The 17,441-nt window shown below is 58.5% G+C and carries 20 protein-coding genes and 1 pseudogene; 12 read left to right on the top strand and 9 right to left on the bottom strand.

Features of this window, described 5'->3' with window-relative positions; all coding sequences use genetic code 11:
* The first annotated feature begins 22 nt into the window (after positions 1 to 22).
* A complete protein-coding gene (locus FBY01_RS12935) occupies positions 23 to 1,204 on the top strand; it encodes an MFS transporter (protein ID WP_145308084.1) in 1,182 nt (393 codons plus the stop codon).
* Here the strand turns inward: FBY01_RS12935 and FBY01_RS12930 are convergent.
* The 3 genes from FBY01_RS12930 to FBY01_RS12920 form a co-directional block, all read right to left on the bottom strand.
* Positions 1,149 to 2,081 carry a DMT family transporter gene (locus FBY01_RS12930; RefSeq protein ID WP_010462021.1) on the bottom strand — a complete coding sequence of 311 codons (933 nt, stop codon included), beginning with the start codon at positions 2,079 to 2,081 and terminating at the stop codon, positions 1,149 to 1,151. The genes FBY01_RS12935 and FBY01_RS12930 overlap by 56 nt on opposite strands.
* A gap of 184 nt (positions 2,082 to 2,265) precedes the next feature.
* Positions 2,266 to 2,658 carry a DUF2177 family protein gene (locus tag FBY01_RS12925; protein ID WP_145308086.1) on the bottom strand — a complete coding sequence of 131 codons (393 nt, stop codon included), beginning with the start codon at positions 2,656 to 2,658 and terminating at the stop codon, positions 2,266 to 2,268.
* 43 nt (positions 2,659 to 2,701) lie between these two features.
* Entirely contained in the window at positions 2,702 to 3,538 is an 837-nt protein-coding gene (locus tag FBY01_RS12920; RefSeq protein ID WP_010462025.1) for a S1 RNA-binding domain-containing protein, read from the bottom strand.
* Positions 3,539 to 3,890: 352 nt separating this feature from the next.
* Here FBY01_RS12920 and FBY01_RS12915 point away from each other — a divergent pair, with 352 nt between their 5' ends.
* From FBY01_RS12915 to FBY01_RS12905, 3 genes are all read left to right on the top strand, one after another.
* A complete protein-coding gene (locus tag FBY01_RS12915; RefSeq protein WP_017337097.1) occupies positions 3,891 to 4,079 on the top strand; it encodes a hypothetical protein in 189 nt (62 codons plus the stop codon).
* 220 nt (positions 4,080 to 4,299) lie between these two features.
* Positions 4,300 to 5,016: a TorF family putative porin gene (locus FBY01_RS12910; RefSeq protein WP_010462029.1), complete on the top strand. Its 717-nt coding sequence runs from the start codon at positions 4,300 to 4,302 to the stop codon at positions 5,014 to 5,016.
* Positions 5,017 to 5,093: 77 nt separating this feature from the next.
* The gene (locus FBY01_RS12905) at positions 5,094 to 5,963 is read left to right on the top strand and encodes a DUF6279 family lipoprotein (protein ID WP_077749139.1); all 870 of its coding nucleotides are present in this window, start codon (positions 5,094 to 5,096) and stop codon (positions 5,961 to 5,963) included.
* Between the two features lie 125 nt (positions 5,964 to 6,088).
* Here the strand turns inward: FBY01_RS12905 and FBY01_RS12895 are convergent, their stop codons facing one another.
* Positions 6,089 to 6,478, bottom strand: coding sequence for a transcriptional regulator (locus FBY01_RS12895; protein ID WP_102594245.1), 390 nt, complete (start codon positions 6,476 to 6,478; stop codon positions 6,089 to 6,091).
* Between the two features lie 176 nt (positions 6,479 to 6,654).
* Here FBY01_RS12895 and FBY01_RS12890 point away from each other — a divergent pair, with 176 nt between their 5' ends.
* The gene (locus tag FBY01_RS12890) at positions 6,655 to 7,389 is read left to right on the top strand and encodes a thioredoxin family protein (RefSeq protein WP_102594244.1); all 735 of its coding nucleotides are present in this window, start codon (positions 6,655 to 6,657) and stop codon (positions 7,387 to 7,389) included.
* A 4-nt stretch (positions 7,390 to 7,393) separates the two neighbouring features.
* Here the strand turns inward: FBY01_RS12890 and FBY01_RS12885 are convergent, their stop codons facing one another.
* On the bottom strand, positions 7,394 to 7,723 hold the full coding sequence (locus FBY01_RS12885; RefSeq protein WP_077749142.1) for a hypothetical protein: 330 nt from the start codon (positions 7,721 to 7,723) through the stop codon (positions 7,394 to 7,396).
* Between the two features lie 142 nt (positions 7,724 to 7,865).
* Between FBY01_RS12885 and FBY01_RS12880 the strand changes: the two genes are divergently transcribed.
* From FBY01_RS12880 to FBY01_RS12870, 3 genes are all read left to right on the top strand, one after another.
* A complete protein-coding gene (locus FBY01_RS12880) occupies positions 7,866 to 8,141 on the top strand; it encodes a hypothetical protein (RefSeq protein WP_010462036.1) in 276 nt (91 codons plus the stop codon).
* Between the two features lie 259 nt (positions 8,142 to 8,400).
* Positions 8,401 to 8,985 (top strand): papain-like cysteine protease family protein, encoded by a 585-nt coding sequence (locus FBY01_RS12875; protein WP_010462038.1) that lies wholly within the window; start codon positions 8,401 to 8,403, stop codon positions 8,983 to 8,985.
* Between the two features lie 12 nt (positions 8,986 to 8,997).
* Positions 8,998 to 9,597, top strand: coding sequence for a hypothetical protein (locus tag FBY01_RS12870; RefSeq protein ID WP_145308088.1), 600 nt, complete (start codon positions 8,998 to 9,000; stop codon positions 9,595 to 9,597).
* A gap of 231 nt (positions 9,598 to 9,828) precedes the next feature.
* Here the strand turns inward: FBY01_RS12870 and FBY01_RS12860 are convergent, their stop codons facing one another.
* Positions 9,829 to 11,175, bottom strand: coding sequence for a DEAD/DEAH box helicase (locus tag FBY01_RS12860; RefSeq protein ID WP_008153197.1), 1,347 nt, complete (start codon positions 11,173 to 11,175; stop codon positions 9,829 to 9,831).
* 193 nt (positions 11,176 to 11,368) lie between these two features.
* On the opposite strand from FBY01_RS12860, the gene FBY01_RS12855 reads away from it, so the two are divergent.
* Positions 11,369 to 12,667, top strand: a complete 1,299-nt coding sequence (locus tag FBY01_RS12855; RefSeq protein ID WP_145308091.1) for a mechanosensitive ion channel family protein — start codon at positions 11,369 to 11,371, stop codon at positions 12,665 to 12,667.
* A 40-nt stretch (positions 12,668 to 12,707) separates the two neighbouring features.
* Here FBY01_RS12855 and FBY01_RS12850 read toward each other — a convergent pair whose 3' ends face one another.
* The 3 genes from FBY01_RS12850 to FBY01_RS12840 form a co-directional block, all read right to left on the bottom strand.
* The gene (locus tag FBY01_RS12850) at positions 12,708 to 13,571 is read right to left on the bottom strand and encodes a carboxylate/amino acid/amine transporter (RefSeq protein WP_010462042.1); all 864 of its coding nucleotides are present in this window, start codon (positions 13,569 to 13,571) and stop codon (positions 12,708 to 12,710) included.
* A 335-nt stretch (positions 13,572 to 13,906) separates the two neighbouring features.
* On the bottom strand, positions 13,907 to 14,506 hold the full coding sequence (locus tag FBY01_RS12845; RefSeq protein ID WP_010462046.1) for an FMN-dependent NADH-azoreductase: 600 nt from the start codon (positions 14,504 to 14,506) through the stop codon (positions 13,907 to 13,909).
* 237 nt (positions 14,507 to 14,743) lie between these two features.
* Positions 14,744 to 15,058, bottom strand: coding sequence for a hypothetical protein (locus tag FBY01_RS12840; RefSeq protein WP_010462048.1), 315 nt, complete (start codon positions 15,056 to 15,058; stop codon positions 14,744 to 14,746).
* Between the two features lie 49 nt (positions 15,059 to 15,107).
* On the opposite strand from FBY01_RS12840, the gene FBY01_RS12835 reads away from it, so the two are divergent.
* From FBY01_RS12835 to FBY01_RS12825, 3 genes and pseudogenes are all read left to right on the top strand, one after another.
* Positions 15,108 to 16,031, top strand: a complete 924-nt coding sequence (locus tag FBY01_RS12835) for a LysR family transcriptional regulator (protein WP_010462050.1) — start codon at positions 15,108 to 15,110, stop codon at positions 16,029 to 16,031.
* A gap of 14 nt (positions 16,032 to 16,045) precedes the next feature.
* Positions 16,046 to 16,851 (top strand): annotated as a pseudogene (locus FBY01_RS12830) (alpha/beta fold hydrolase).
* A gap of 3 nt (positions 16,852 to 16,854) precedes the next feature.
* A complete protein-coding gene (locus tag FBY01_RS12825) occupies positions 16,855 to 17,415 on the top strand; it encodes a peptidylprolyl isomerase A (protein WP_010462054.1) in 561 nt (186 codons plus the stop codon).
* Positions 17,416 to 17,441 lie beyond the last annotated feature (26 nt).

Below are 17,441 nucleotides of genomic sequence, written 5' to 3'. Positions count from 1 at the left end.
AGCCTTTACCGGAATTCAGACCATGTCTCCCTTGATTCGCTTACTCGCCAGTTTTATCGCCCTGATGATGGCCATGGGGATCGGGCGTTTCGCCCTCACACCGCAAATGCCGCACTTGCTCAGCGAAGGTCAGATCGACCTGACTGCCGCCGGTCTGATTGCGGCCGCCAACTACCTCGGCTACTTCGTCGGCGCTGTGGATGCCATGTTCTCTCGCCGTCCCGAACAAGTTCGTCGGCGCCTGCTCGGTGGGTTGTGGCTGTGTGTGCTGCTGACGCTGGCGTCGTTCTGGGCCAACGGGTTCTGGTCGCACCTGGTGCTGCGATTCGGTACCGGCGTGGCCAGCGCCTGGGTGCTGGTGATGATCACGGCGTTGAGCCAGCCACTGGCAGCGGCAGCCGGCCGCCCACGACTGGGCGCCCAGGTATTTGCCGGACCTGGTTTGGGGATTTTTATCACAGGAATGTTGGCGTTGGGCTCGCACCTGCTGGGGCAGACGTCTGCCACCTTGTGGCTGGTTTATGCCGGTGTCGCCCTGGCGATGTTGCTGGGAATTCTGCCGTTTCTGCCGCAATCGACCGCCGCAGTGGTTGCCGCACCGAGCGCGGGCACTTCGAGTCAGCAAGGCATTGGCCGCCTAGGTGTGATCTACGGGTTGTACGGCTTGGGCTACATCATCCCCGCCACGTTCCTTTCGCAAATGGCCAGCGCACAGTTCCATGGCCAATGGCAGGCCGACCTGTTCTGGCCGTGCTTCGGTCTGGCGTCGGCTATCGGGGTGGTGCTGGTCAGCCTGCGTCGACAAACCCCGAATGGCACCCGCCACTGGCTGATGGTGACGTTGTGGCTGCAAGCCGCTGGTGTCTTTGCCTGCCTGTTGGGCAGCGGCTCGGGCCTGGCGCTGGGGGTGATTCTTTGCGGCACGCCGTTCCTGGCCTGCATGCAATTGGTGATGCAACGTTCCCGGGAACTGGCGCCCCACGCTACTCAACGCAACGCCGGGATGCTAACGGCCTGCTTTGCGGTGGGTCAACTCGCCGGGCCGTTGCTGGCGGCGCTGAGCAGCCATTTCAGCGGCGGTTTGCAGCCAGCACTGGTGGTTGCCGGTAGCGGCTTGCTTGTCGCTGGTGGTCTGCTGTTGCGTCCGGTCACTGCTGCCCAAGGGCTTTGCGCAAACGACGGCGCACCCACTGCTCAGCGCTGACAAACGTGATGCCCAACAACACCAGCACGGCACCGATGACGAAGTTCAGGCTCAACTCTTCACCCAGCAACACCACGCCGAATGTGACACCGAACAGCGGTGTCATGAACGAAAACACCGCCAGGTTCGCGGCCAGGTAACGGCGCAACAGCCAGAACCACGTCAGGTAGCTGAAGAACGACACGACCAATCCCTGGAACAGCACGCTGGCCACCGCGACGGTGGTCAGGCTGACATGGGTTACCTGGCCGCTGAGGATCGCGATCAGCAGCAGCCCAACGAAACCGACGATCAGTTGGTAAAACAGGGTCAGCGTGACCGGGGCTTCCGACAGTCGCGAGGCACGCACCACCACCGTGGTCGCGCCCCAGGAAGCCCCGGCCAGTACGCCCAACGCATCGCCCATCAACATGCGGTGGTCGAGGTTGTCCCAGGACACGCCGCCGGCAAACGCGATGGCGATCCCGACGAAGGCGAGGAAAATCCCCAGCCATTGCACCGGCCTCAGACGTTCGCTCGGCAGCAGCCAGTGCACGCCCAACGCGGTAAAAATCGGCGCGGTATAAAGGAACACCGACATATGCGCTGCCGTGGTCAGTTGCAAACCTTCGGAAATGAAAAAGAACTCCAGACCAAACAACGCACCGGCCAACAAGCCACCGCGCCAGGTGCTGCTGACTTGGTCCCAGCCACCCTTCCAGCAGATCAACAGTCCTACAAGCAACGCGGAAATACCCGACCGCCCCGCCGCTTGCATGACCGGAGCGATGTCGGGCGCCGCCCATTTGATCATCACTTGCTGCACGCCCCAGATCAGGCACAGCCCGACCATCACTTGCAGGGCAAACCCATCGGCGCTACGCCGGCTGGCGCTCACCGGAACACCTCGACAACAACAAACATGGCAGTGACTCGACAGTAAAAACAAAGCCCCGGCCTGCTTGCTGAACAAACGGTGTCGGGGCGAAAAGTTATGCTGTCGATTATTAACCAAACGGCCAGAAAATACCGCCTGGACGGGACCTTTAAATTCCCGATTGCGTCATTGCAGGCAACGAGGATCACTGCACTTTTCGCGCAACCCAATACCCGACCGTGCAGGCAATGCAGGTGGCCAACGTGCCCCAGGCCATGTCCATCAACGCCAACTGCGCCGACCATCCGTTCAAGGTTGCCCAGTTACTCAGGTCATACGTGCCGTAAGCCACCAGACCCAATAGCGCGCCCAGCACCGAAGCTCGCCGCCAGGTCTTCGCCGGCAACACCACGAACACCACGCAACCCAAGACATAAAGAAGATAGAACACCGCTGCCGGGGCCAGCAGCGGTTGGTCGAGCATCAGCGGACCGAGCAGCGCCCGATAAGTCGGCGCCATCAGCACGCCCAGCCATAGGCCGTCGAGCACGAGAAACGCGAGCAAGGTGCCCGCGTAGGCAAACAGCCCTTTTTTCATAACCCGCCCCTCTGTAATCGTTCTATATGGGGCCGGAGCGAGGTCAGCTTAGTTCAATGCGATCCGCATGAATGACGATCTGGCCATTTTTGTACAGCGCACCGATAGCCTTCTTGAAGTTGCCTTTGCTGACACCAAACAGGCTGGTGATCACGGTCGGGTCGCTCTTGTCGCTGACCGGCAGGGTGCCGTTGTTCTCACGTAACTTGGCGAGGATCTTCGAGTTGAGGCTGGTGGCGGCTTCTTCGCCCACCGGTTGCAGGCTCAGGCTGATCTTGCCGTCGGCACGGACTTCTTTGATAAAGCCCTTCTCTTCCTTGCCGGCGCGCATGAACTTGAAGATTTCGTTCTTGTGAATCAGACCCCAGTGCTTGTTGTTGATGATTGCCTTGAAGCCCATGTCGGTCGCTTCGGCCACCAGCAGATCAACTTCCTGGCCTGGGGTGTAACTGGCGGGGGTCTTGTCGAGGTAGCGGTCCAGGCGCGCCGTCGCGGTGATGCGGCGGGTGTGCTTGTCGAGGTAGACGTGCACCACGACATATTCACCGGCCGTCATCTGGCGCTTTTCTTCGGAGTACGGCAGCAGCAAATCCTTCGGCAGGCCCCAATCCAGGAAAACACCGATGCTGTTGACCTCAACGACTTTCAAACTGGCGAATTCACCGACCTGAACTTTCGGCTTTTCGGTAGTTGCGATGAGTTTGTCATCGCTGTCCAGATAAACAAAAACGTTGAGCCAATCTTCATCTTCGCTGGGAATATCTTTGGGAATATAACGATTAGGCAGGAGGATTTCGCCATCCGCGCCACCGTCAAGATATAAACCGAAGTTAGTGTGTTTAACCACTTGCAAACTGTTGTAGCGCCCGACTAAAGCCATTTCCAATACCCTCATTGCGTGGGCGGCATTCTACCCGTTTTTCCGTGCGGCGTTCCCGTGGCCAGCCCGGTGACACCAGAAATTCTTCTGAAGGCCTTAATTTTCCTGGGTTTTGCCTTGGGTATTTGGCCGCTCGTCAGGCCGAACGGGCGATCGTCACCCTCGCCAGCGGATATGAAACCTGTGTTTTTCTACCGTCGTTCTTATTTAAAACAGCAGCTTAGGAACGTGTTTCGAATAATAGCTTGTGATTAATGACGCCCCTGCAATGTGTATTTTGAGGGGATATTAGCCAAGCAATTGTCAAGTATTTCCTGTACGATGCCTGGCCAAGTTAATTTTCTACAGGTTAATGGCCGCCATGCGTGTAAAAGCATCCAACAGCAAAGCAAAGCCAGCTCCAGCCGTTGAAACCAGCGAATCGATCAACAACCAGATCGCTGCGTTCCTCAAGTCCGGCGGCGAGATCCAGCAAATTGCCAAAGGCGTGAGCGGCCAGACGTTCGGCCCGTCCAAGCAGATCACTTTGGGCAAGAAGTAACACTCCCCCAAAGATCCGCCGCGTCACCTGGTCCGTAAGCGCTTTGAGCTTCGAAGCGCTTGGACTGGAACCTCCCCGCAACACCCCGCCAAACACATCAATATTTCAAAAATCGACGAACGGCCTTCAATGCCGAGCATTCGCCGGTATGCTTGCACACGTCTAGATCAAGCGTTTCAGTAGGTTTTTGTTCCTGCTCCTCGCGGTCATGGAGTGACGCATGCTCAAACCCTCCCATTTATTGCTCGGCACCCTGCTGTCGTGTTCGGTCGCCAACGCGCAAATCTTCCAGCGTGAATTGGGCGATTTCGATCTCAAACTCGGCACCACCCCCAGCCGCAGCATGGCCCAAGGGCTGGTCAAGCCCGCCAGCACCGGTTCGTTCCACGGTGGTCTCGACCTGAGCCATGACAGTGGCTTTTACGCGGGGCAATGGGCGCCGAGCATGGGTTTATCCCCTGGGGCCAACCTTGAAGTCGACTCCTACCTGGGCTTTAAACAGCCTTTCGATAATACCCTCGGGTACGAAGTCGGCATGATCCATTACAGCTACCCGAAAGTGGACACCCTCGACAGCCAGGAGTTTTTCGGCGGCCTGACCTTTCTCGGCAGCCGTTTCGGCGCAGCCTTCAGCAACGACCCGGACAAACAGAACAGCACCGTCTTCGCCGACCTGGGCGGCAATCAGCCGTTCGGCATCGGGATCAGCATGAAATACACCACCCACCAACTCAACACGCCAGCGTCCGTCGACGGCGGCTATATCGGCAGTTTTACCGATTGGTCGGTGCAACTTTCCCGGCCGTTCATGGGTGTCGACCTCAACCTGATCTACAGCGACTCAAGCCTCAGCGGCAGCGACTGTTCCGCCTACTCCGGGCACAACAGCCAGTGCGACGGGTTGGTCACCCTCAAGGCCGAGCGCCCCTTCTATTGATCGGCTGAACTGCCGGGCCCATTCTGCGTTCACATAAGAATCCATTAAAGAAGCCAGATCTTCGCAAGGATTCGCCCATGTCGCGCTGGTTAAAGTATCTCGCCCTCATCATCACGCTCAGCCTGGCCCTTGGCGCCTGTAGCCGCGTGGGCCTGGCCTATCGCAACCTCGACGTGATCATTCCGTGGACGCTCAGCGATTACCTGGACATGAACGGCGAACAAAAAGGCTGGTTCAACGAGCGCCTCAAGGAACACCTGAGCTGGCACTGCACCACGCAACTGCCGGGCTACCTTGACTGGCTGGACCGCTTGCAGGCGATGGTCGAGACCAACCAGGTCACCGACGACGCGCTGCAAACCCGCACTCAGGAAGCCAAGGACGCCATCGCACAGACCGCCCGGGAAATCACCCCTTCGGCCATCGAATTGTTACAGGGGCTGGATGACAAGCAAGTCGCTGAAATGAACGACGCCTTCGCCAAGGATCAGCGCAAGCGCCAAGACGATTACGTCAAACCGACGCTCGATCAGCAGATCAAGGAACGTAGCGAGCGCATGCAAAAACGCCTGAATGACTGGCTGGGCCCGCTCAGCCCGACTCAGAGACAACGGGTGGAGACATGGTCGAACGCCTTGGGTGACCAGAACACGCAATGGATCGCCAACCGAGCGCATTGGCAGAAGCAATTCAGTGCGGCCGTTGCGCAGCGTCAGAGTCCGGAATTCCCACAGAGAATCGAGACGCTTCTGGTGAATCGTGAGAGTTTATGGACGCCGGCGTACCGTCAGGCCTATGCCAACACTGAAGCGCAAGCACGAGGATTGTTTGTGGATTTGATGGCCGAGAGTACGCCGCCTCAACGTCAGCGGCTGTTGAAAAAGATTGGAGGGGTGCGCAAGGACTTCAACGATTTGAAATGCCTGAAAGCCGCGCAACAAGGCTAAGCCCAACACAGGTCAAAATGTGGGAGTGAGCCTGCTCGCGATGATGGAGTGTCAGTCGACATCGTCGTTGTCTGATACTCCATCATCGCGAGCAGGCTCACTCCCACATTGGTTTCAGGTGGTCTTCAGGCAATCTGCGCCTTCGACGCCACCTCATCAAACGTCAGCGCATCCAGCGCATCTTCCTGCTCATCCAACACCTGCCGCGGATGGTCATTACCCGGAATGCTGCTGTCGATCAGGCTCAACAAGCTCGAGCCACGCGGCGTCAAAATGTAATTGGAGCCGGTGCCGCCCTGCTCTTCGGGTCGAGACTCGATATAGCCGCGCTCCAGCAGTAATTTTTCATACTCGCCGGCCACCGCTTTCAGGTGATCCAGATTTTCAGTCGCTTCGCCTTCCGACGCTTTCTCCGCCGCATGCTGCTCGGCGTACGGGCGCGGCGTGAAACTGGCCTCACCGCGTTGCACTTCGTGCAGCAAGCGTTCAATCAAATCCCAGTTGTAAGTGGTCATCCTGATTCAACCTCCAAAGCCTGTGAGAGAGGGCCTTCTTAAGTTGTGACCGGCACCGCGCGCAGCCGTTCAGCCGAGTTTTTTGCGGCTGCCGACCGACGGCATGTCGAATTGGACGCAGGTCAAACGACTAGGCTCTGTAAGTCACCTCCCAGCCTTGCGAAGGAGAAAACCTGATGAACGTTCAGAATCATCCCGTCGTGTCCCGCGATGAATGGCTCGCCGCACGCAAACAACACCTGGCCCACGAAAAAGCCTTCACAAAGGAGCGGGACAAACTTAGCGCCGAACGCCGCGCCCTGCCCTGGGTGAAAATCGACAAGGACTACCACTTCCAGGGCCCGAACGGCGAACTGAAACTCGCCGACCTGTTTGGCGGCCGCAGCCAACTGGTCATCTACCACTTCATGTTCGCCGCTGGATGGGACGAAGGTTGCCCCGGCTGCTCGTTCCTGTCCGACCACATCGACGGCGCCAACCAGCATCTGGCCCATCATGACGTGGCAGTGGTCGCGGTTTCTCACGCACCGTTCGCCGAATTCCAGGCTTTCAAACGGCGCATGGGCTGGAAGTTTGATTGGGTGTCGTCAGAAGGCTGCGATTTCAACTACGACTTTGGCGTCTCTGCCCGGGCCGAAGATGTCGCTGCCGGCAGAGCCACCTACAACTACGAAAAATCCGACGGCGCCGAGGAAGAACTCCCGGGGCTCAGCGTGTTCTATCGCAATGAAGCGGGCGAAATTTTTCATACCTACTCCACTTATGCTCGTGGCCTAGACATGTTGGTAGGGGCCTATAACTATCTCGACCTGACGCCGAAGGGCCGTAATGAAGAGGAAATCATGGAGTGGGTGCAGCACCACGACAAATACGACGACAAGACGTCATCCAGCTGCTGCCACGGGGGATAGTGCGCTAGAACACATAACAACTTTCAGGCCGCGATGTCTCGAACCGCCACGACCGGATCACACCATCGGCCGTGGTGTACACCGAGTAACTGCAATCGAATAGCCAGTTGAAGTAGTAACGATTGCCATCGCCCTCGACCACTCGTTCATAGCGGTGTTCGTGATTGTTTGGGGACCACAGCATGAGCTGACAGCGAGCATCGCAAGGTTTGTTTTCGAGATCGGGCATCGGCTGCCCGACCAGGCTGTTGGCGCTGTCGATCCATGCTGAACGAGAAGGTCCGCAAGCTGATAGCGACAGGAAAAGTACCATCAACACTACTTTTGGAAGCATGTTCGATCCTTGGGCACAGGAAAAAGGGGAGGAAGGCTAAGCATCCACGAAATCCCGGTCGATCCACCACTGCGCCGCTGAACTTTTGCCGTACTTCGGCCCTCAACCGGTTAACCCGTCTTAACCCGGACTGAGGCTCACAATGAAAACCCTGCTGAAACTCACCCTCGTCACCACTCTCGCCTGCGCCCTCCCTGCCTGGGCCTGCACTCCCGAAGAAGCCACAGCCAAGCGCGAACAACTGGCCAAGGAAGTGACCAAACTCACCGAGCAGAACCCGGCCAAGGCCAAAGAAATTAACGCCGAGCTGCAGAAGATGGATTTGGGCACCGCCAGCGCGGATCTTCCCGACAAATGCCAGCTGATTGATCAGCGGCTGAAAGAGCTGAAGACGGCGGACAAAAAGGCCGAGAGCTGAAACCAGGGATTGCAGCCTTCGGTCACTCCTACGCAAAAATGACGCTTCTTCCGGCGCTGCCAAAGGCGCCGTCCTTTCGATCCGGAATTTGCACTAGTGCATTTAATTATTTGCACAGACGCATATATCTGCCTAAGGTTACCCCGAGCCCGGATCGGAGCCGGCCATCCAACATGGCAAACCGCATACGCCGATCGCTCAGCCACACCGCTACATACCCACTAGCTGGACGCTAGTTTTCACTCATGGAGGATTGAAAATGTTAACCACTGAAGCCACGTCATTCACCGGCGAAACCCTGCCAAGGTGCCTGACCGGTCATCTGCTCAACCCGCAACTGTCCGATGTCGAATCGGCTGCCCCCCTCAGCGCACTGGCTGCTGCCAGCCTCAACTTCACAATGCAGAAGCAAACCCAGACCAACTGGTGCTGGGCGGCGGTTTCCGCCTCGGTCGGCAACTATTACGGCACCGGGTCCTGGACCCAATGCGGCGTGGCCACCACTGCGCTGGACCGCAACTGCTGTAATCAACCGGGGCCGTGTAACGTGTATGGCTATCTGGATACAGCCCTGAGAATCACCCGCAGTTTCAACGGCATGAATCAGGGTTCGCTGCAGATGTCGGCCATCCAGAATCAGATCAACATGGGCCGACCGATCGGTTTGCGCTGTGCCTGGTTCGGTGGCGGTGCGCACTTCCTGACGATCTATGGCACCAACGGCAACTACGTGCTGGTCGCAGACTCGATCTACGGCTACTCGACCCGAGCGTTGAACTCCTTCCCCGGTTCTTACAACGGCGGCGGCAACTGGACCAACACTTACTTCACCGTTAAAAACTAGGAGGGCGACATCATGCAACTGACTTATCCAAAGGCGCCTTCCAACGGCGTACAGACATTGCGTCCGGCGCTGCAAGCCGCCCTGCAAACCCAAGGCTTCGGCGTCAATCGCCAGTTTGCCAACGCCACGCCCGGCAACATCAGCCTGAGCGAGGCCTACCGTGGTTACTCGCTCAGCCTGGAGGACGTGAGCCAAGGCAAAGGCCTGAAAGACGCCAAAGTCGGCGATTGGCATTACTTGGTGTTTTCCAATGGCGTGACGATTGCCGATGCTCAATTGGCCGACGTCCGCGGCCATGTCGAGTTCGCCTCGCTGAACCACGGGGCCATCGCCGCTGCGACGGTCGGGGCGTTGAAACTGGCGGAACAGTCGCCGCAACTGCAGGGTAAAACCGTTGAGCTGCGGGTGCTGTTTGTTTCGGCGCTGCACTTGGTGGCGATCTGGCTGCATGCCGACACTGAAGACGTGCTGATCCCGATTGAGCCGACGCCAAAGGAACTGGCGGTCACACGGTTGTACGGCGAGGCCGAGCTGCTCACGCTACTCAAACCGAAGGCTGATCAAGCCAAACAACGCTTTGATGCGGACACCAGTGGGCTATTGGGGAGCTGACAAACGCTGGAGATAAAAAAACCCGGACACTTGTCCGGGTTTTTATTGGATCGCTACGGCTAAAACCAGTCAGTCAGAAGCAACACGGATCCTGTGGCGAGGGAGCTTGCTCCCGCTGGACTGCGCAGCAGTCCCTTCTTTTCAGGGCCGCTTCGCGCCTCAGCGGGAGCAAGCTCCCTCGCCACAAGGTTTTGTGTTCGCCATACCTACCCTAACTGACCTGACAACGCCTTATTCAGCAGCCGGCGCTTCCGGCTTGCGGCGCTTGAGCGGGGCCATGCCGTCCTTGCTGACCAGCGACAGGGCGTCGGTCTTCGGGCGGTTGGCGATCTTGCGCTTGGTCGGGGCCTTGGCGCCGGTTTTCTTCTTGTCGCCCTTGGCGTCGACCTTTTTCTTCTTCACGCCAACGGCTTTGCCCGAGGCCTTGACCTTTTTCGGTCCGCCGTAGGTGCCTTTGACTTCCTTGATGGTGCGGCGCTCGAAGCTCTGCTTGAGGTAGCGCTCGACGCTCGACATCAGGTTCCAGTCGCCGTGGCAGATCAGCGAGATGGCCAGGCCATCGTTGCCGGCGCGGCCGGTACGACCGATACGGTGAACGTATTCGTCGCCGCTGCGCGGCATGTCGAAGTTGATCACCAGGTCCAGGCCTTCCACGTCGAGACCGCGAGCGGCGACGTCGGTGGCGACGAGGATTTTCACACCGCCCTGCTTCAGGCGGTCGATGGCCAGCTTGCGGTCTTTCTGGTCTTTGTCACCGTGCAGCACGAACGCTTTGTATTCCTGCGCCACCAGGCGGCCGTAGATACGGTCGGCCATGGCCCGGGTGTTGGTGAACACGATAGCCTTCTGATAGGTCTCGTTGGCCAGCAGCCAGTTGACGATCTGTTCTTTGTGCTGATTGTGGTCGGCGGTGATGATCTGCTGACGAGTGGTGGCGTTCAGATCGCTGACGTTGTTCAGTTGCAGGTGTTCAGGGTTGTTCAGGACTTTGGCGACCATCTCGCGCAGGCCCGAACCGCCGGTGGTGGCCGAGAACAGCATGGTCTGCTGACGGTTGGTGCATTCTTCCACCAGACGCTGCACGTCTTCGGCAAAGCCCATGTCGAGCATGCGGTCGGCTTCGTCGAGGACCAGCACTTCAACTTCTTTCAAGTCGAGGTTGCCGGCGTTCAGTTGCTCGATCATCCGGCCCGGCGTACCGATCAGGATGTCCGGCACTTTGCGCAGCATGGCGGCCTGGACCTTGAAGTCTTCACCACCGGTGATCAAACCGGACTTGATGAACGTGAACTGCGCAAAGCGCTCGACTTCCTTGATGGTCTGCTGGGCCAGCTCGCGGGTCGGCAACAGGATCAGGGTCTTGATGCTGACGCGGACTTTGGCCGGGCCGATCAGACGGTTGAGGATCGGCAAAACGAATGCAGCGGTCTTGCCGCTACCGGTTTGCGCTGTCACCCGCAGGTCACGCCCTTGGAGCGCCAGCGGAATAGCCGCTGCTTGCACAGGCGTTGGCTCGACAAATTTAAGCTCGGCCACGGCTTTGAGCAGGCGTTCGTGCAGGGCGAATTGGGAAAACACGGGTGCTACCTCGAAGAAATACAAAAAAACAGCTGCATAGGGTAACGGTTTCGAGCGCCGAGGCCGAGTTTCTTTATGCAAACGGCGGTAAACAGTGGCTTTTTTGTTGCCTGATTTGTCTCAAAACGTCATGCAAAGCGTCTTAGATGCTCTAATCGCCCCGTCGCGTCCTACAGAAGAACCGGTTTTACCCATGGATATCAAACAGCTCTGGCTCAACGCCCAAGACCTCTGGGGTGCCCTCGATCAGCACCCGCTCCTGCATTCCAGCCTGGCACTGATCCTGCTGCTGGTGGTGGCGCTGGTCCTCGGACGAGTGGCGCGCTACCTCATTATTCATGCGACCAAAATGCTCGGCCGGCAACCGGCCTTGCACTGGGTCAACGACTTTCGGCATAACAAGGTCTTCCATCGCCTGGCACAAATGACGCCGTCGCTGGTGATCCAGTTCGGCCTGCACCTGGTGCCGGGGCTGAGCAAGACCAGCCTGATATTCCTCGGTAACGTCGCGCTGGCGTTCACCATTCTGTTCCTGATGCTGTCGGTCAGCGCCCTGCTCAGTGCCCTGCTGGACATCTACGCGCGCACCGAACATGCCCGTACCCGGTCGATCAAAGGCTACGTGCAACTGACGAAAATGGTCCTGTACGTGTTTGGCGCGATCATCATCGTCGCCACGCTGATCGACCGTTCGCCCCTGTTGCTGCTGTCCGGCCTGGGCGCCATGTCGGCAGTGATTCTGTTGGTCTACAAGGACACGCTGCTGTCGTTCGTCGCCAGCGTGCAACTGACCAGCAACGACATGCTGCGGGTCGGCGACTGGATCGAGATGCCGCAAGTCGGTGCCGACGGTGACGTGGTCGACATCACCCTGCACACGGTCAAGGTGCAGAACTTCGACAAGACCATCGTCTCGATACCGACCTGGCGCCTGATGTCCGAGTCGTTCAAGAACTGGCGCGGCATGCAGCAGTCCGGCGGACGACGGATCAAGCGCAGCCTGTTCATCGATGCCAGCGGCGTGCGATTCATCCGTGATGACGAAGAGTTGAAGCTGAGCCAGGTGCATCTGCTGACCGACTACATCGGCCGCAAACAGGCGGAGCTCAAGGCCTGGAACGAGGCGCAGGGCAACGTCGCGGCGATGTCGGCCAACCGTCGGCGAATGACCAACATCGGGACGTTCCGCGCCTATGCGCTGGCCTATCTGAAGAGTCATCCGGAGGTTCAGCCGAGCATGACCTGCATGGTCCGCCAGATGCAAACCACCGCGCAGGGTATTCCGCTGGAAATCTACTGTTTCACCCGCACTACGGCGTGGGCGGATTACGAGCGGATTCAGGGGGATATTTTCGATTACCTGCTGGCGGTGCTGCCGGAGTTCGGATTGAGCCTGTATCAGCAGCCGAGTGGCGGGGACTTGCGGAGCGGGTTACTTCCGGCGGTTTTAGGCGCGAGCCACATTCCCGAGCCCGAAAAACACATCATGTAGCCCACCGAACTGATCGCTCCCACGCTCCGCGTGGGAATGATCATGCGATAGCTGGCCTGCGTACACCCAACCGACTGATCCACACCGCCATCAAAATCACCGATCCGCCAAAGAACAACCGCCCCAGCTCTTCATGCTGATTCCAGATCAACAGATTGATCAGCAACCCCACCGGCACATGCAGGTTGTTCATCACCGCCAATGTTCCACCGTTCACCATACAGGCGCCCTTGTTCCACCAGTACAACCCCAACGCGGTCGAGACCAGGCCGAGGAACACCAGCACACCCCATTGCAGCGGCGCCTCCGGCAGGAAATTCTGTTTGCCGAACATCAGGAATGCCGGTAATGCCACCGCCAGCGCGCCCAGGTAAAAGTAGCCGAAGCGTCGGTAATGCGGCAGATCGCTCGGATGGCGCGCCACTAGATGTTTATAAAGCACTTGCCCGGCGGCGTAGGTGAAGTTGGCCAGTTGCAGCAGCAGGAAGCCCATGAAGAAATCCGGGTTGATCCGGTCGTAACGAATCACCGCCGCACCGAGCACCGCCACCAGTGCGGCCACCAGCGCCCACGGATTGAAGCGCCGATTCAAGGCATCTTCGATCAGGGTCACGTGCAGCGGTGTGAGGATGGTGAACAGCAACACTTCCGGCACCGTCAGCACCCGGAAGCTCAGGTACAGGCAGACGTAGGTCACGCCGAACTGCAACGCGCCGATCAACAGCATGCCGCGCATGAACGCCGGCTCGACCGAACGCCAGCGCGTCAGCGGGATAAATACCAGCCCGGCCAACAAAACCCGCACCAGCACCGCGAAGTAACTGTCGACATGACCGGCCAGGTATTCGCCGATCAGACTGAAGGAAAACGCCTGGATCAGCGTGACAAAAAGTAGATAGCCCATGCTCGCCTCGTTTCGAATGGCGGCGACGATAGCGGGTTTTGCTGGCAATCACGAGAACACATCGATTCCTGTAGGAGCGAAGCTTGCTCGCGAAGACGCTGTGTCAGCCGCTATCTATGTTGGATCTGACACCGTCTTCGCGAGCAAGCTTCGCTCCAGGTTCGTGTTCAACCCCAAAAATCCCAGGCAAAAAAAAGCCCGATCTCGCTAAAGCGTTCAATCGGGCGACAGCACTCAGGAGCAACAAGTGCAAAGGGAGGTTCGATGCGCGTAAAGCCTTGAAGGGGTTGCGCCAGGCCACTTGAACATCAAGGGATTATCTGGCGATTAAAGCCTCAGGCCACCTGGGAAAGCTTGGCGTTGGCCTGGTTCAGGCCTTTCTCCTGGAAGTCACCGCCCAGGTTCATGCCTTCGGCGTGAATGAAGGTCACGTCGTGAATCCCGATGAAACCCATCACCTGACGCAGGTACGGTTCCTGGTGATCGGCGGTGCTACCGGCGTAGATCCCGCCGCGAGCGGTCAGCACGTAGGCGCGCTTGCCGCTGAGCAAACCTTGCGGGCCGGTCTCGGTGTACTTGAAAGTCACACCGGCACGCAGCACATGGTCGAGCCAGGCTTTGAGGGTGCTGGGGATGGCGAAGTTGTACATCGGCGCGGCCATGACCAGTACGTCAGCGGCCAACAGTTCGTCGGTCAACTCGTTGGAGCGTTCCAGGGAGACCTGTTCAATGTCGCTGCGCTGTTCGGCGGGTTTCATCCAGCCGCCCAGCAGATTGATGTCCAGGTGCGGCACCGGGTTGACGGCGAGGTCACGCACGGTGATCTGGTCGTTCGGGTGAGCGGCTTTCCACTGGCTGATGAACGTCTGGGTCAACTGACGGGAAACCGAGTCTTGCTGACGTGCGCTGCTTTCGATGATCAGAACGCGTGACATGGGATGTAGGCTCCATCTGAGAATGCTGTAAGGCGATGGAGTGAAGGTTAAACAGAGTCATATCGATGAAAAAGCGCAAATAACTGCTATAACCCATCAATAAATTCGTTTATAAGCTGATCATGCCCTGCACCTGCAGGAGCAAGGCTTGCCCGCGAAGGGGCCGGTGTCATTCAACATCCATGTCGACTGGCACACCGTCTTCGCGGGCAAGCCTCGCCTCTACAGGGTTTTATGTCATTTGGGGGTGCAGCTCAGGTTGATGCGCATCTTGATGATGGTGCGGGTGAACTTGGCGGTGGCATTTTTGTGTTTGCCAGCGGCCACTTCGATAGAGCGGGTGCGCGGCGCTTCCGGGCCATTGTTGAAAACCACCTTGCAGATCGCATCGGTATCGCCGTAGTTGTTGACCTGAATGGATGCGATGTCGTTATCCGTGTCGTGGGCGTTGTAGTCGATCTTCATGCCGTTGAGGTTTTTCTCCACATCAATCGGGTAAGCAAACGCAGTCAGCGGCAGCAGCGCCAGCACCAAACAACAGAATTTTTTCATTCAGCAGTCTCCAATAAGGACTGCCAGCTTAGGACAAGAGGAGCTATTCATGAAAGCGCCCCGCGTGACCCTTGATCAATGGCGAACATTACAAGCCGTGGTCGACCACGGCGGTTTCGCCCAGGCCGCCGAAGCGCTGCACCGCTCGCAATCGTCGGTGAGCTACACCGTGGCGCGTATGCAGGACCAGCTCGGCGTGCCGCTGTTGCGCATCGACGGCCGCAAAGCGGTGCTGACCGAAGCCGGCGGCGTGTTGTTGCGACGCTCGCGGCAACTGGTGAAACAGGCCAGTCAGCTGGAAGACCTGGCCCACCACATGGAGCAAGGCTGGGAAGCGGAAGTGCGGCTGGTGGTCGATGCGGCTTACCCGAGCGCCCGCCTCGTCCGCGCATTGACCGCGTTCATGCCGCAGAGCCGTGGTTGCCGGGTGCGTCTGCGCGAAGAAGTGTTGTCGGGCGTTGAAGAAGTACTGCTCGAAGGCGTGGCCGACCTGGCCATCAGTGGTTTCAGCATTCCGGGCTACCTGGGCGCGGAGTTGAGCGACGTCGAGTTTGTCGCGGTCGCCCACCCCGAACATGCCTTGCATCGCCTCAACCGCGAACTGAATTTCCAGGACCTTGAAAGCCAGCTGCAAGTGGTCATCCGCGACTCCGGTCGCCAGCAGCCACGAGACGTCGGCTGGCTCGGCGCCGAACAGCGCTGGACCGTCGGCAGCCTGGCCACCGCGGCGACGTTTGTCAGCAGTGGCCTGGGTTTCGCCTGGCTGCCCCGGCACATGATCGAACGCGAACTCAAGGAAGGCACGCTCAAGCTGCTACCGTTGGACCAGGGCGGCAGCCGCAACCCGAGTTTTTATCTGTATTCGAACAAGGACAAACCCTTGGGCCCGGCGACACAAATCCTGATCGAACTGCTGCGCACCTTCGACACCGCGCCGCTGGATGCGCCGTTCGCCGCCCCTGAACAAGCCTGACACGGAGTATCCGCATGGCCTATTTCGAACATGAAGGTTGCAACCTGCACTATGAGGAATACGGTCACGGCACGCCGTTGCTGCTGGTCCACGGGCTGGGTTCCAGTACCCTGGACTGGGAAAAGCAGATCCCGGCGCTGTCAGCCCATTACCGTGTAATCGTTCCGGATGTGCGCGGTCACGGCCGCTCCGACAAACCCCAGGAGCGTTACAGCATTGCCGGGTTCAGCGCCGACCTGGTCGCCCTGATGGAACACCTGAACCTCGGCCCCACGCATTACGTGGGCTTGTCCATGGGCGGCATGATCGGTTTTCAACTGGCCGTGGATCAGTCGCACATGCTTAAAAGCCTGTGCATCGTCAACAGTGCGCCGGAGGTCAAGCTGCGCAGCCGCGACGATTACTGGCAGTGGTTCAAACGCTGGAGCCTGATGCGTGCCCTCAGTCTGGGCGCCATCGGCAAGGCCTTGGGTGCCAAGCTGTTCCCCAAACCCGAACAAGCTGATTTGCGCCAGAAAATGGCCGAGCGCTGGGCAAAAAACGACAAACATGCTTATCTCGCCAGCTTCGATGCCATTGTTGGCTGGGGTGTTCAGGAACGACTTTCCAAAGTCGCCTGTCCAACCCTGATCGTCACCGCCGACCGCGATTACACGCCGGTCTCGCTGAAGGAAACCTACGTAAAACTGCTGCCCGATGCGCGGCTGGTGGTGATCGCCGATTCCCGCCACGCCACCCCGCTGGACCAACCCGAACGCTTCAACCAAACCCTGCTCGAGTTTCTCACCGCAGTCGACACCCCCTCACTCAGGATCACTGACCCATGCTGAAAAAAATCGCCCTCGTCGCCGGCTCCGTTCTGTTTGCCGCCAACCTGATGGCCGCAACGCCCGCCGCCAAGGCGCCGCACGTATTGCTGGAAACCACCAACGGCCAGATCGAAATCGAACTGGACCCGGTCAAGGCACCGATCAGTACCAAAAACTTCCTTGATTACGTCAACAGCGGCTTTTACAACAACACGATTTTCCACCGCGTGATTCCTGGCTTCATGGTCCAGGGCGGTGGTTTCACTCAACAGATGCAGCAAAAAGAAACCAAGGCGCCGATCAAGAACGAGTCCAAGAACGGCCTGCATAACGTGCGTGGCACGCTGTCCATGGCCCGCACCTCGAACCCGGATTCGGCCACCAGCCAGTTCTTTATCAACGTCAAGGACAACGATTTCCTCGACCAGGGCGATGGCTATGCCGTGTTCGGTAAAGTCGTCAAAGGCATGGATGTGGTGGACATCATCGTCAATTCCCCGACCACCACCAAAGGCGGCATGAAAGATGTGCCGGCCGACTCTGTTTTTATCAAGTCGGCCAAAGTGATCAACTAATCTGCACAGGAGTGCTTGAGCGGCTG

Origin of the sequence: Pseudomonas sp. SJZ077, from assembly GCF_007993905.1 — a bacterium.
GTDB classification, from domain to species: Bacteria; Pseudomonadota; Gammaproteobacteria; order Pseudomonadales; family Pseudomonadaceae; genus Aquipseudomonas; species Aquipseudomonas mandelii.
The sequence above is the reverse complement of the archived record's forward strand: the minus strand, read 5'-3'. Positions and strand labels throughout refer to the sequence as shown.